Origin of the sequence: Micromonospora sp. LOL_014 (assembly GCF_048060245.1) — a bacterium.
In the GTDB taxonomy this organism is placed as follows: Bacteria; Actinomycetota; Actinomycetes; order Mycobacteriales; family Micromonosporaceae; genus Micromonospora_E.
Genome location: NZ_JBHMIP010000012.1, coordinates 116,076 through 129,809, shown reverse-complemented (window position 1 = coordinate 129,809; position 13,734 = coordinate 116,076). Strand labels below are relative to the sequence as shown.

Genomic DNA, 13,734 nt, shown 5'->3' with positions numbered 1-13,734 from the left:
AGCGGTGCGGCCGGTCGGGAAGCTTCCCGACCGGCCGCACCGGCTGCCCTGCGGTCGTTACCTGACGACCTCGAACTGGGCCATCATGCCGAACGCGGAGTGTTCGAGCATATGGCAGTGGTAGACGTACCGGCCGAGCTGGCCGCGGAAGTGGGCCATGATGCGTACCCGCTCGCCGGGACGCAGCAACACGGTGTCCTTCAGACCGGCCTCCGACGGTGCCGGCGGGGCCCCGTTGCGTTCCAGCACCCGGAACTGCACCAGATGCATGTGGAAGGTGTGGTCGACCCCGCCGAAGTCGGTGTCGACGTTCTCGATGGTCCAGATCTCCGAGGTGCCGTGCTTGACCCGGAAGTCGATCCGCTCCGGGTCGTACTCCTTGCCGTTGATCAGGCTGCGGATGTTCTCGAAGTCGGTGCTGAACGTGACGGTACGGTGCCGGCTCGCCCGGGGCAGCGGCGCGAGCCAGTTGAGCCGGTCCGGGACCCGGCTGTCGTCGCGCGCCCGGCGGATCACGTCGAAGCGCAGGACCGGGCCGGCCGCGTTGGCCAGCATGGCCTGCTGGCCGGGACGCAGCCGGGAGAAGTCGATCACGATGTCGGCCCGCTCCGCGGGCCCGAGCACCAGCTCGGCGAGCTCGACCGGCTCGGTCAACAACCCGCCGTCCGACCCGATCTGGACCATCTTGGCCCCGTCGAGGGAGAGGGTGTAGCTGCCATGGGCGGAGGCGTTGAGCAGGCGGAACCGGTAGCGTCTGGCGGCAACCGGGAAGTACGGCTGTGGCCTGCCGTTGACCAGGACCGTCGGACGTTCGAAGTCGAACGGGTCGAAGTGCAGCTGCGCCTGCTCGTCGAAGCGCGCCTCGCGGAGCATGATCGGGACGTCGTACGCGCCGGACGGCAGCCGTAGCCGGCGTTCGGCCCCGTCCTCGATCAGGTAGAAGCCGTGCAGCCCACGGTAGACGTGCTCGGCCTCCATGTGGTGGCTGTGATCGTGGTACCACAGGGTGGTGGCGTGCTGCTGGTTCGGGTACTCGTACACCCGGCTGTGTCCCGGCTCGATCAGGTCCATCGGATGGCCGTCGTTATCCGGCGAGACGTGACCACCGTGCAGGTGGACGTTGGCCGGCATACCGAGTTCGTTGACGAATCTGACCTTCGCCGTGCGGCCCCGGCGCACCCGGATCGTCGGCCCGACGAAACCGCCGCCGTAGGACAGGACCGACGTACGGCTCCCGGGGAAGATCTCGACGTTCGCTGGCCGAATGGGAATGTGGTAATAGTGGGTCGCGCCGTGCGAGCGCACCGGAGCGAGCACGGGCGGGATCGGCATCCGTACGGTGAACGGGTCGACCATCGGGGCCGTGCCCGGCGCCGTTGCCGGGCCGGCGCCGGTGGAGCCGTGGACGTGCCCGGTCGCCGGCCGCACACCGGAATCGGCGCCTCGGACGGTGCCGGCGAGGACCGCGTTGCCGGCCGGGATCAGCAGGGAGCCGCCAGCGGCGGCGCCGGCGATGAACAGGTTCCTTCTAGTCAGCATTGTTCTCCCAGACGAGGTGTGCTGGCCGGCTAACGAGGCAGCGACCGGGCGAATGCCCGGACGTCGTCGACGAGCAGGCGTGGCTGCTCCAGCGCGGCGAAGTGGCCGCCCCGGTCGAACTCGGTCCACCGGTGCAGGGTCGGCAGGATCCGCTCGGCGAACCGCCGGACCGGTCGTACCGCGTCGGCCGGGAACAGCGCTACCGCGACCGGCATCGCCAGCGGCCAGGGGCCGGCCCAGGTACGCACGAAGTCGGCGTCCAGACGGTTCGACTCGTAGTACAGCTGCGCGCTCGGCCCGGCGGTGGCCGTGAACCAGTAGATCGAGACGTTGGTCAGGATCGCGTCCCGGTCGACCGCGTCCTCCGGTGACTTACCGGAATCGGTCCACTCCTTGAACTTCTCCACCACCCAGGCGAGCTGACCGACCGGTGAGTCGGTCAGCGCGTACGCCAGGGTCTGCGGGCGGGTGGACTGGATCTTCCGCCAGCCGGCACCGTCCTGTTCGAACTGGGCGGCGAAGGACAACCGGGCGAGGTCGGCCTCCGGCAGGTCGACGAAGAGCGACGGGTCCTCGGGCGGGAAGGTGGCGAGCATGTTGACGTGCACGCCGGCCACCTCGTCGGGTGCGGCCAACCCCAGCTCGAGCGAGATCGGCGACCCCCAGTCGCCGCCCTGGGCCAGGTAGTCGTGGTAGCCGAGCCGGCGCATGAGCTCCGCCCAGGCTCGCGCCACCCGCCGGGTGTCCCAGCCGGTGTCGTTCGTCGGCCCGGAGAAGGCGTACCCGGGGATCGACGGGACGACCACGTGGAACGCGTCCGCTGGCGTACCGCCGTGCGCGACCGGATCGGTGAGTGGCCCGATCAGGTCGACAAACTCGACGAACGAGCCGGGCCAACCGTGGGTGAAAATGATCGGCCGGGCGGACGCCTCCTTCGACCGCACGTGCACGAAGTGCACCTGGGTGCCGTCGATCTCGGTCAGGAACTGCGGGTACTGGTTGAGCCGCCGTTCGGCGGCCCGCCAGTCGAACCCGTCCTTCCAGTACTCGACAAGTTCGATCAGGTAGTCCAGTGGCACGCCGCGGTGCCAGCCCACCCCGGGCAGTTCGGCCGGCCACCGGACAGCGGCGAGCCGCTGGCGCAGGTCTTCGAGGTCGGCGTCCGGTATCTCGATACGGAACGGTCGGATCATGGCATCTCCGATGAGAGTGGATTACCTGGCCGGTGACTCGGACCTACCGCCGAGCAGTTCGCCGCGCTGTGCCGTCGAGGGCGCGCCGGTGCCGCGCCGAAGCTGGCGCAGCACCCGGATCACGTTCGCCGGGCGCAGCAGCGCCGTCGGCTCGTCGACGAGTCCGGCCACCCGGATGAACGCTTCGGTGAGCCGCGCGTCGTGGACCGCCGCCGCCTGCAGCCTCGCCACGTACGCGTTGATGAAACGGATCTTCATCGTGCGGCGGCCCGCCACCCCGGCGTATCCGAGATCCGCCGTGGCCGAGAACGTCCACGGTGTCTCAATCTCGGCCGCCACGTCGCGGAAGAACGCCAGCGGGTCCGGCACCGTGCCGTCGTCGAGATGCCGGTCGAGCACGAGTGCCTGCAACGCGGCGGAGGTCATCCCCTGGGCGTAGATGGGGTTGAAGCTGCAGACCGCGTCGCCCATCACCAGGAAGTTGCCGGGGAACCGGTCGAGCCGCTCGTAGCGTCGCCAGACACTGGCCGGGTACCGGAACATCACCGGATCGTCGACGGGTTCGGCGTCGCGAACCGCCTGGTAGATGTCCGGCACCGGGAGGGACCGGACGTAGGCGAGGAAGCCCTCGGGATCGGTGGGCGCGTGGTCGCCCAGCATCCCCGTCAGGGAGAGCTCCACCCGGCCGTCGTCGCCGGGCACCCGGTAGAAGAAGGCACCCCGGGGCATGCCGGGGGTGGCGGCGGGGATGATCGCCAGATCCGAGCCGAACGGATCGGCGTCGAGACGGTAGTGCCGCGTGGTGTAGGTGAGCCCGATCTTCACCCGGTCCTCGCCAGGCCGGGGGTAGCCGAGACCGTCGAGCCAGGCCGGAGTACGGGAGCCCCGGCCGGTGGTGTCCACGACCAGGTCGCCGTGCACCGTCTCCGGCGCGCCGCCGGCGCGCCGCTGGACCCGTACCCCGGTGACCCGCTGCCGGTCGTCGGTGGTGACCAGGTCGAGGATGTCGGTCCCGTCCCGGACCTCCACATTCGGCAGGCCGAACACCCGCCGCCGGACGTGGTCCTCGAGGACCGGCCGGGTGGCCGGTACCGAGATCAGCCCGGACCGCGACGGTTGGATCCGCGCACCGTTGAAGTACCAGCGGATGTCACCGCTGAAGTCGCCGGGCCTGACGCCCGCAGAGACCAGATCGTCGGTCAGCCCCGGAAAGAGCCTTTCCAGGATCTGGTGGCCACGTGCGACGAGCCCGTGCGCATGCCGTCCGTGCGGCACGCCCTGACGATATCCGGACACCCCCCGCAGCTCGTCACGGTCGATGACTACGACCGTGTCGAATCGCTGCGCGAGAATTCTCGTTGCCAGCAGTCCGGCCATACTTCCGCCCAGCACGACTGCACGATTCATAGGTCACTCCCGCGTTCGGCCGACGTCGTCGACGTACGAATAATCAGGCCAGGTTGGCTGGAGTGTTCTGGTACGCGGCAAGCAGCCATTCACCGTTGCGCCTGACCAGCAGCCAGCTGGCCCGGATTTCCCGTTCCTGGGCGACCTCGGACTCCCCTGGTGCCAGTACGCCGCCCTTGGTCAGCAACAGCACGACACCGTCGGCGAGCCCGGTGACCCGAAACGGGGTGCCGGTGACCCGGGTCCCCTTGTAAGGCCCGGCGAAGCCGCGCGCCATGAAGGACTCGACCTCGGCCCGGCCGGCCAACGAGACACCGGGCAGGATCAGGGTGCCGTCCTCGACGAACGCCGCCGCGAACGCCGCGGCGTCGTGCTCGGCCCAGGCGGCGGTGATGCGCTGCGGAACAGCCGCAACCGCTGCCTGGTCTTCGGCGGAAATGGTGACAGTCGCCTCACTGGTCATGATGCTTCCTCTCCGTACCGATGCGATTCCTTCGACGACGTGATCCGCCTGCACGAACACCAGAAAGCGGAGGCCACGCATCTCTGATTCTTCCCGCGTCACGCACGGTAGGCATCTCTGATCGTGCGAGAAAGATCAAGTACGCCAGATGCGCAACGGACGAGGTGCCAGGAATGGCACCTCGTCCGTCGCGAGTTCTCCGGGTCCGACCCGGACTCCGATTCAGATGTAGAGCGTGTTCGGCTCCAAACCACAGATGATCCGGCCGTACAGCTCCAGGTTGGTGGAAGGGTTCATGATCGCGTGCAGGTTCAGTGTCTGCACATCGCGGAAGATCCGCTGGATCGGCACATCGTGGTAGATGGACGAGCCGCCGCTGGCGGCGTTGAGGATGTCCACCGCCTCCTTGGCCCGCTGGGTCGTGGCACCGAGAGCCAGCCGGATCCGGGCCCGTTCCTCGATCGTCCACGGCTCGTCGGCGACCGCCTTGGTGTCCAGCATCTCGGCGGCACCGAAGGCGTGGAACCGTGCCTCGTCGACCTTGACGGTCGCCTCGGCGACCTGCAGGTGGGTCACCGGCGCCTCACCCTGGTTGGCGTAGTCGGTGTAGGTGATCTTCCGCCCGGGGAGCCGGTCGAGGAACGCCTCCCGACCGGCGAGCGCCATCCCGAGCGACACCGCCCCCACGGTCGTACAGGCGGTGGACATGAACGGTGCCCGGTAGATCACCGAGGCCGCGTTGGCCACCGACTGGTGCTGCCCCTGCAGGACCGGACCCATGTGCAGCACCCGGGCCTGCGGGACGAACAGGTTCTCCGCGATCGTGGTGATGCTGCCCGAACCGCGCAGCCCGGAGGTGTACCAGTCGTCCACGACGGCCAGGTCCGAGATCGGGATGGCCACCATTATCGGGACGTGAGCGCCGTCCGGCTGGGCCAGCACCGCCGCGTTGGTGTTCCAGTGGCTCTGCTGGGCACCGGTGTTGAACGACCACTTGCCGTTGAGGACCACGCCGCCGTCGGCGGGCACGGCGAGAGCGCTCGGGCTGAGAATCCCACTGATCCGTACGTCCGGCGTCGCGAAGATCTCGTCCTGCACCTCGTCCGGGAACATCCCGGCCATCCAGGCGCTGATCATCCAGACCGCCACGGTCCACGAGGTCGCTCCGTCACCCCGGCCGAGCTGGGACACCACGTCGACGACGCTGCGCATGTCGGACTCGTAGCCACCGTACCGGTGGGGTACCCGCATCTTCAGGATGCCCGACGCGGTGAGCGCCTCGATCGTCTCGTCCGACAGCCGCCGGTTCTCCTCACCCCACAGGGCGTTCTTGCGCAGAGTCGGCAGCAGCTCCGTGACACGCTGCACGAGCTCCGCACGGGCTGGCGCTGCGGTGGTCTCCATCCATACCTCCTGGTCGATTTCGAGCATCTAGCTGGACCGTCTGCGCCGACTGTGGTCGCGACGTCCTCAGCCAGGACTCATCCACGGGCGTCGCGCACCGGCAACGGCGCGTCCGGCACTGCCACCGCCTCGGCGAGGACCTCGCGGTACTCCCGCACCATCGTGGCGATGGTGTCCGCGTCGAAGAGATTGTTCTTGTAGGACACACTGCCGATCACATCACCTGCCGAATCCAGGTTCAACGTCCATAGTGCTCCATCTGGCACGTCGGACCCGAACGGCTGGGATACCAGACGACGGCGGATCTCGGAATACTCCAGGTCACCGACCTTCTCCCCGTCCATCAGGAACGGAAACGGAAACAGTTGGAAGACGCACGGCGCCCGGTCGTCCGAGATCGCCGGCATCATCAGAGCCGGTGCCTCGGCGAGAATCTGCGGAAAGTCGTTCGAGTAGGCGTCCACGCAGTTGTCCCGCACCTGTCCGACGACGTCGCGGAACGTCCGGCACACGGTCAGATCGGTGCGCAGCGGAAGAAAGTTGAAGAACGAGCCGACGGCGTTTGCGAACAGGTCGCCGCCGCGACCGGGAGTGAACGTGGGCACCACCACGTCCGGGTCGCCGCTCATCCGGTGGGCGAGCACCGCGAAGGCCGCGTAGAACACCATGAACGGCGAGCTACGGGTCCGCTTGCCGACCCGCAGGGCGGCGTCGACGACGTCGGCCTCGATGAGGAACCGGTGCACGCCGGTGGACTGGGCCACGCCAGCGGACCGGGGCCGGTCCGTACCGATCGTGAAGACCTCGGCGCCAGCCAGTTGACCGCGCCAGTACGCCCGCTGTGTCCGCGTCGCCCCGGCGTCGGCCACCAGGTCCCGTTGCCAGCGGGCGAACTCCGCGTACTGCCGGGGTGGGTCGAGGTCGTCCACCGGATGCCCGCCGCGCACCGCGTACCGCGCGGCCACCTCGCGGATGATCAGGCGCATCGACCAACCGTCCGTGGCGGAGTGGTGCGAGACGAGGACGAGGACGGCGTCATCGGCGTCGAACCGCCCGAGCACCGCCCGCAGCAGCGGAACACGGACCGGAAAGTCGTCCTGTTCGATCTGGATCAGCAACTCCTCCGCGCGCTGATCGCGCTCCTGCGGCGCCCCGGCGCCGAGGTCGCGCACCTCCAGCTCCGGCGGCGCCGGCGGGTGGATCTCCTGATGGCCGTGCTCGCCCCGGACCACCAGGCTCCGCAGCGCCTCGTGCCGGGCCACGACGTCGGTCAACGCCGCCCGCAGCAGGTCGACGTCGATCCGGCCACGGACCCGCCAGCCGTGCACGATGTGGTACGCCGGGCCGAACGGACCTTCCTGGTCGCCGCGGTCGTACATGCACAGGAATTCCTGGTTCAGCGACAGCGGCGCCTGCCGGACACGGCCATCGGGCACCGCCCCGAGTTCAGAGATGCTCATGAGCTGCACACCTTTCGGTCATCACGGGTTGGCTGAGCCGAGGCGCCCGAGGGCGCCTCAGCCAGACGTGGTGGGCGCGGAGTCGGCGGCCCGGTCGAGCCGAGCGGCGAGTCCCGCCGGTGTCGGCGCGTCGAAGAACAGCCGCAACGGCAGGTCCACCCCCAGCACGGCGTGCACCCGGCTGATCAGCCGCATCGCCAGCAACGACTGGCCGTTGAGCGCGAAGAAGTCGTCGTCGACGCCGACCCGGGTGATGCCCAGCACCTCCGCGAACAGCTCGCAGAGCAGTTCCTCGGTGACCGTGCGCGGTGCCCGGTACGGCACGACGCTGTCGAAGTCCGGTGCCGGCAGCGCGCGCCGGTCGAGCTTGCCGTTGGCCGTCAGCGGCAGCGCGACGAGCGGAACGAATGCGGCAGGCACCATGAAGTCCGGCAAGGTGGTGATGGCGGCGGACCGCAGCGCGCCCAGATCGACCCCGTCCGGGCCGGCGACGACGTAGGCGACCAGCGACTTGCTGCCCGCATCGAGCTCGCGGGCGACGACGGCGACATCGGACACCCCGGCGAACCCGGACAGCTTCGCCTCCACCTCGGCCAGCTCCACCCGGAAGCCCCGGATCTTCACCTGGTCGTCGGCCCGCCCCAGGAAGTCGATCAGGCCGTCCGGGGTCAGTCGCACGACGTCACCGGTGCGGTACATCCGCTCGCCGTTCGGGACGAACGGGTCGGCGACGAACCGTTCGGCGGTCAGGTCGGGCCGTCCCACGTACTCGCGGGCGAGCCGGCTACCGGCCACGTACAGCTCGCCCGGTGTCCCCGGCGCGACCGGCTGAAGCCGCTCGTCCAGCACGTACACCCGGATCCCGTCCATCGGCCGGCCCACCGGTACCGCAGGTGCCGTCTGGTCGAGTTCGGCCATCGGATGGTGCGTCGTGAACAGCGTCGACTCGGTCGAGCCGTACATGGCCCGGACCGTGATGCCCGGGCACTCGTCGAGCACCCGACGCACCGCCGTCGGCGCGATGACGTCGCCGCCGGTCATCACCTCCCGGACGCCCTTGAGGCTGTCCGGCGCCTCGTCCGCGACCACCCGGAACAGCCCTGCGGTCAGGTGCAGGCCGGTGATCCGTTCCTCGGCGATGAGCCGGCGCAGGGTGCTGATCTCCAGATCGCCGCCCGGGGCGACGACCACCTCTCCGCCGTGCAGCAGCGGAACCCACAGTTCGAAGGTGGACACGCCGAACGCGTACGGGGCGAGCATCAGGACCTTCCGGTGCTGGTCGCCCTGCCACGCCTGGTCACCGATCAGGCCCATGACGCCGCCATGGGTGAGGACCACTCCCTTGGGGAACCCGGTGGATCCCGAGGTGTACATGAGGTAGGCCGCCTGCTGCGGATGCACCTCGACGGCCGGGTCGGTGACCGGCATCATCGACAGCTGCGCGTCGGTCTCGACCTGCACGACCGGGCCGCTGCGCGGCAGCCCGCGCCGGCGCATCGTCTCGTCGACCAACAGCACCGGGCCGCCGAGCCGATCGGTGATCCACTGCAACCGGTCCATCGGATAGGCGCTGTGCAGAGGCAGGTAGCAACCGCCGGTCTTGAGGACGGCGAGCATCGACACGGCCACCTCGATCGACCGCTCCATCAGGATGCCGACCGGGGTCTCCGGTCCCACACCGAGTGCCAGCAGGCGGTGCGCCAACCGGTTGGCGCGTTCGTCGAGCTGCCGGTAGGTCAGCCGAACCGTCCCGGCGGAGATCGCCGGGGCGTCCGGATCGATGGCGGCCCGGTGTGCGAAGGCCGCGTGGATGGAGGAGAAAGCCATGATCACTCCTGACCGGTACGGGCGGGGTTTGTGCCAGGTCGTCTGGCGGGTGGCGGGCACGGCCGGCAACGGGGTCAGCCGGTGCCGGAGCCGCTCGGGGTGAAAGCGACCGGCAGGCTGCTGAAGCCGCGCAGGAAGGTCGAGTAGACCGGTCGGGGCTCGCCCACGGCTGCGATCTCCACGACCTGCCGGCGCAGTGCGTCGACGACAGCGGTCACCTCGGCGCGCCCCAGGAAGGCACCGAGGCAGAAGTGCGGCCCATGGCCGAAGGTCAGATGCTTGTTCGGTGTACGGGCCAGCTGGAAGGTGTCCGGATCGGCGAAGACCTCCTCGTCCCGGTTGGCGGACGCGTTCCACACCGTCACCAGCTCGCCCGCCCGGATGAGCTCACCGCTGATCGTGACGTCCCGGCGGGCGGTCCGCCCCAGGTGCATCGCCGGCGTGTTCCACCGCAGGATCTCCTCGACCGCCGTCTCCAGCGCCACCTCGCCGTCGCGCAGCGCCCGCCACTGGTCCGGGAACTGGATGAAGTTCCACACCGCTCCGATCATGGCCAGGCGACTGGTCTCGTCACCGGCGAGGATGAGGCCGTAGCAGTTCAGCACCGCTTCCTCCAGGCTCAGCGGGGCGCCGTCGACCTCGCCGAGGGCCAACGCGCTGACCACGTCCTCGCGCGGATCGACCCGACGCTTCTCGATCAGCCCCCGGAAGTAGAGCAGGATCTCGTTGCGGGCCAGCCAGGTCTCGTGCGCGGATGCGTCCGGCTCGTCCGAACTGAGCGCCTGCTTGCTCAGCCGCAACAGTTCCGCGTGGTCGGTCGGGGGCACCCCGAGCAGGTCGCAGATCGTCCCGATCGGCAACTGGTCGGCGACCGCCGGGGCGAAGTCGCAACGACCAGCATCAACCGCCGCGCCGACCAGCCGGCCGGCCCGCTGCCGTACCGCCTGCAGCACCGGTTTCAGCACCCGCGGCGAGAACGAGCGGAGCAGCAGCATCCGTACCGCCGTGTGCCGGGGCGGGTCGGTGACCGCCAGCAGCTTGCCACCGGCGTTGTCGCCACCGTCGAGCAGCGAGGTCAGCATGTTGCCCCGGGCCGAGCTGAACGTCTCGGCGTCGCGGTACACCGACAGCACGTCGGTGTACCTGGTCAGCACCCAGAACGCCGGCCCGTGCCGGGTGGCCGGATGCCGGAAGACCGGTTGTTCCCGGCGCAGCCGCCGCCAGACGTCCTCGATGCCCGGATCGGCGAAGGTCGCTGGATCGGCCAGGTTGACATCGACCCGGCCGAGCTCGCCAGCGGCGGAGACCTGTGACATGTTCGCTGCTTCCCTACTCTGCCCGACCCGGCTCAGCCACCGGCCTGGTCCTGTTGCCGCTGAAGTTCGACGGCCTCGTAAAGGGCCTTGATGTTGCTGCTGCCGAAGGTCCGCGCCCCCATCCGTTCGATGACCTCGAAGAAGAACGTCCGCCGTGGATGCACCGATCGGGAGAAGATCTGGAACAGCTGGCCGTGATGGTCCTCGTCGACCAGCACGCTGAGGTCACGCAACTGCTCGACCGGGTGCCCGATCGGGTTGATCCGCTCGCCGAGCAGGCGGTAGTAGGCCGGCGGGGTACGCAGGAAGTCGACACCGTGGTCACGCATCGCGCCCACCGACCCGATGACGTCGGTCGCGGTGAACGCGATGTGCTGGACTCCGGCGCCACCGTGGTTCTTGAGGAAATCGTCGATCTGTCCGGGGCTGAGCGAGACGTCGGGCTCGATCAGCGTCAGGGTGACCGCACCGGACCGGCTCTGCACGACCTTGGAGTTCATCGCCTGGCTACCGACCACGATCCGCTCGGTGAAGATCATGTTGAAGTCGAGGACCTCGCAGTAGAAGTCGACCGTCGGCTCCAGCTGGCCGGCCTCGAGGCAGACCGCGAAGTGATCGACGCCCAGCAGGCCGCTCGCCCAGGACGGCCGAACCTCGGTGATGGCGGTTAGCCCTGGCAGTTCCCGCCCGTCGACCCCGGCCGGTCGCTGCACGAAGGTGTGCGCGACGTCGCCGAAGCCCATGATCGTCGCGTGGGTCACGCCGTTGGCCCGCGCCGGTGGTGCCACCGGCCGGGCACCCCGCCGGACCGCCCGCTCGAACGCCGCCGGCACGTCCCGGACGCCGAGCGCGATGTCGGCGACCCCCCAGCCGTGCCGGTCCACATACGCGGCGGCGGGATGGTCGCCCACCAGTGGCTCGGTGAGGACCAACCGGATCTGCTCCCGGCCGAGCCCGACGGAGCGGGCCTCGGCCGTGGCGTCCGTGACGCTCTCGGCGTACACCTCGAAGCCGTAGCCCTCGACGAGCCAGGTGGCGCTGGCAGCCACGTCGTCGACGTAGAACCCGACGTGGTCGACCTGGATGTCCTCGAAGACCCAGTCCTGCGCGGTCACTGTCCCCTACTCCTCACTGTCGACCGGTCAGTTGCCCGAGTTCAGGTAATCGGCCAGTTCACGAGGGCGCTGATCGGTCCAGGTGGCGTCGACGTACGCCAGGCATTCGGCCCGGGACGTCGGCCCGTGCACGACCTCCCAGCCGCCCGGAACAGCTAGGTTCGCCGGCCACAGGCTCTGCTGTCCCGCCGCGTTCGACAACACCGCGAAATCTGCCCCGTCATCATCGAATGGGTTGGACATGGGCTCCTCCTAGACAATCGATGGCTGACCAATTCCTGTTGTTGCGCCCTGTCAACCGTCGCATCGATCGCAATCGCCGGCATCTTTGTGGTTGCGGCTCGTTGTCCGTGGCCAGGATCGCCACGGACAACGAGCCCGCCGGAAGCTTCGCTCCGGCTATCCGTGCACGCGACGCCTCATCAACCCCACATGCCGACCCGGAAGCACTCCGCGTCCCGCAGGCCAGGTCCGATACATTCCCGGTTGTAGGTGTTCAGCAGGCGCTGGGCGTTGGCGTCGGCCTGCTTGAACCGCCACCACGGATTCGCACCCCGCACCAGCACATCGTCCATGGCGACGACCATCTCGTTCTGAATCGCGTCGAAGGCACCGGTGACCATGCCGAGCCCGGCCGACGAATTCCTACTGGCCGCGATCTGGTCCAGCGCCACACCCGGCGCAGGATGGTCGGCGAACCAACCTGCACGTTCCAGCAGGTCGACCGATTTCCGGTTCATCGGAAGGTAACTGCTGCTCTGGTGCCACCCGGCCGAGTTCTCCGGGCTGTTGACGAACTGCATGAAGGCCAGTGCGCCGTCCTGGGTCCGGCGGTCGAGGCCGGCGCGCAGGAAGAGCGAGTCACCCGAGTTCACGTTGCCGTGACGGCGGGCCTGGCCGTTGTACGGCAGTTCCCCGGCGGCCACCTCGAACCCCGACTGCCGGCCGAACTCGACGAAGGTGTCGCCCTGGTTCGCCGAGTCGAACGTGAACGCTACCTGCTGCCCGACGAACGCCTCGAAGGAGCTCCCCCAGTCCTCCGGCACGCCGGAGTACTGGTAGTAGCCGGCCTCGTGCATGCGCTGCCACCAGGTCACGTACTCCAACATCTCGCGGGAGAGCAGGTTGGTCCGGGTGGCCCGCGCGTACCTGCCGTTGCCGTTGTTGGTCAGGTGCCCGCCCTGCTGGGCCACCGCCTGCTGGAAGAACCAGTTGTGGTTCGGCCAGGTCACACAGTGCTGCGGCCCGTCCGGCAGGGCCGTGATCGCGGCGCACGCCCGCTCCAGCTCCTGCCAGGTACGCGGCACCTGCGACAGGCCGGCCGCGTCCAGGATCGTGGTGTTGGCGTAGACCAGGCTGGTCATCGCGGTGACCGGCATCGACATCATGTCGCCGCGGTACTCGTAGTACGAGGCGAAATGCGGTACGAGATCCCGGAGTACGACCTTTTCGTCCAGGATCTTTTTCCGGTTACCGATGGCCTGCTCGACCGAGACGAACAGCGGCCTGCCGTTCTTCGCCCGCATATCGCGAGCAATTTGAGTGGCGTTGTAGTAGTAGTTCGCTACGTCCGGCGGGTTTCCCTCCTGGACCGCACGGTAGACCTCGGCAGGAAGTTCCGTATGGTAGACGGCCTCGATCTCCACCTGGTACCTGGGGTATTTTTGGTTGAACTCTTCCGCCAGCTGAAGCCGCTGATCGAGGTATCCAGGAAATGGGTAGTCGGCCAGCCACACCTTGATGACCGTAGTTCTTCCGTGTGCACTTGCCGACGCACTGGTGAGACTCTCTGCAGTAATGAGTGAAAGTGCGACCGCAAGGGTCATCAGCGATGCTGTCAGCGCACGGAAACGGCGCATGAATCCTCCAGATCAATCGTCGTCTTGCTGCACCAGGTGACCCAGTTTCCCGCGTTCTCGACGTTCATGACAGACCCACTTCACCTCATTTCAGGTTGGCGGACGACAAGCACGCCAGGGGGCTGTTCCCAGGACGGCGTAAGTCCATGAT

General features: G+C 68.5%; 11 protein-coding genes. All 11 read right to left on the bottom strand.

Features of this window, described 5'->3' with window-relative positions; genetic code table 11:
- Positions 1–57: 57 nt before the first annotated feature.
- The 11 genes from ACFHW1_RS13235 to ACFHW1_RS13185 all read right to left on the bottom strand — a co-directional run bounded on the left by ACFHW1_RS13235 (position 58) and on the right by ACFHW1_RS13185 (position 13,460).
- A complete protein-coding gene (locus ACFHW1_RS13235; RefSeq protein ID WP_416615495.1) occupies positions 58–1,539 on the bottom strand; it encodes a multicopper oxidase family protein in 1,482 nt (493 codons plus the stop codon).
- A 29-nt stretch (positions 1,540–1,568) separates the two neighbouring features.
- Positions 1,569–2,729, bottom strand: coding sequence for an epoxide hydrolase family protein (locus ACFHW1_RS13230; protein WP_416552770.1), 1,161 nt, complete (start codon positions 2,727–2,729; stop codon positions 1,569–1,571).
- Positions 2,730–2,753: 24 nt separating this feature from the next.
- Entirely contained in the window at positions 2,754–4,139 is a 1,386-nt protein-coding gene (locus ACFHW1_RS13225) for an FAD-dependent oxidoreductase (RefSeq protein ID WP_416615493.1), read from the bottom strand.
- A gap of 43 nt (positions 4,140–4,182) precedes the next feature.
- Complete coding sequence (locus tag ACFHW1_RS13220) at positions 4,183–4,602, bottom strand: SgcJ/EcaC family oxidoreductase (RefSeq protein WP_416552668.1); 420 nt, start codon at positions 4,600–4,602, stop codon at positions 4,183–4,185.
- Positions 4,603–4,824: 222 nt separating this feature from the next.
- A complete protein-coding gene (locus ACFHW1_RS13215) occupies positions 4,825–6,006 on the bottom strand; it encodes an acyl-CoA dehydrogenase family protein (RefSeq protein WP_416552666.1) in 1,182 nt (393 codons plus the stop codon).
- A 77-nt stretch (positions 6,007–6,083) separates the two neighbouring features.
- A complete protein-coding gene (locus ACFHW1_RS13210; RefSeq protein ID WP_416615492.1) occupies positions 6,084–7,466 on the bottom strand; it encodes a condensation domain-containing protein in 1,383 nt (460 codons plus the stop codon).
- A 57-nt stretch (positions 7,467–7,523) separates the two neighbouring features.
- The gene (locus tag ACFHW1_RS13205) at positions 7,524–9,293 is read right to left on the bottom strand and encodes an amino acid adenylation domain-containing protein (RefSeq protein ID WP_416552662.1); all 1,770 of its coding nucleotides are present in this window, start codon (positions 9,291–9,293) and stop codon (positions 7,524–7,526) included.
- 74 nt (positions 9,294–9,367) lie between these two features.
- A complete protein-coding gene (locus ACFHW1_RS13200; protein WP_416552660.1) occupies positions 9,368–10,609 on the bottom strand; it encodes a cytochrome P450 in 1,242 nt (413 codons plus the stop codon).
- A 32-nt stretch (positions 10,610–10,641) separates the two neighbouring features.
- Positions 10,642–11,724, bottom strand: coding sequence for a 4-hydroxyphenylpyruvate dioxygenase (hppD, locus tag ACFHW1_RS13195; protein WP_416552658.1), 1,083 nt, complete (start codon positions 11,722–11,724; stop codon positions 10,642–10,644).
- Positions 11,725–11,751: 27 nt separating this feature from the next.
- Entirely contained in the window at positions 11,752–11,967 is a 216-nt protein-coding gene (locus tag ACFHW1_RS13190) for an MbtH family protein (RefSeq protein ID WP_416615491.1), read from the bottom strand.
- 179 nt (positions 11,968–12,146) lie between these two features.
- Positions 12,147–13,460: an extracellular solute-binding protein gene (locus ACFHW1_RS13185; RefSeq protein ID WP_416615490.1), complete on the bottom strand. Its 1,314-nt coding sequence runs from the start codon at positions 13,458–13,460 to the stop codon at positions 12,147–12,149.
- Positions 13,461–13,734: the final 274 nt, after the last annotated feature.

Coding starts and splice junctions, on each gene's coding strand:
- ACFHW1_RS13235 (WP_416615495.1), bottom strand. CDS start 1,539: ATGCTGACTAGAAGGAACCTGTTCATCGCCGGCGCCGCCGCTGGCGGC.
- ACFHW1_RS13225 (WP_416615493.1), bottom strand. CDS start 4,139: ATGAATCGTGCAGTCGTGCTGGGCGGAAGTATGGCCGGACTGCTGGCA.
- ACFHW1_RS13220 (WP_416552668.1), bottom strand. CDS start 4,602: ATGACCAGTGAGGCGACTGTCACCATTTCCGCCGAAGACCAGGCAGCG.
- ACFHW1_RS13215 (WP_416552666.1), bottom strand. CDS start 6,006: ATGGAGACCACCGCAGCGCCAGCCCGTGCGGAGCTCGTGCAGCGTGTC.
- ACFHW1_RS13210 (WP_416615492.1), bottom strand. CDS start 7,466: ATGAGCATCTCTGAACTCGGGGCGGTGCCCGATGGCCGTGTCCGGCAG.
- ACFHW1_RS13205 (WP_416552662.1), bottom strand. CDS start 9,293: ATGGCTTTCTCCTCCATCCACGCGGCCTTCGCACACCGGGCCGCCATC.
- ACFHW1_RS13200 (WP_416552660.1), bottom strand. CDS start 10,609: ATGTCACAGGTCTCCGCCGCTGGCGAGCTCGGCCGGGTCGATGTCAAC.
- ACFHW1_RS13190 (WP_416615491.1), bottom strand. CDS start 11,967: ATGTCCAACCCATTCGATGATGACGGGGCAGATTTCGCGGTGTTGTCG.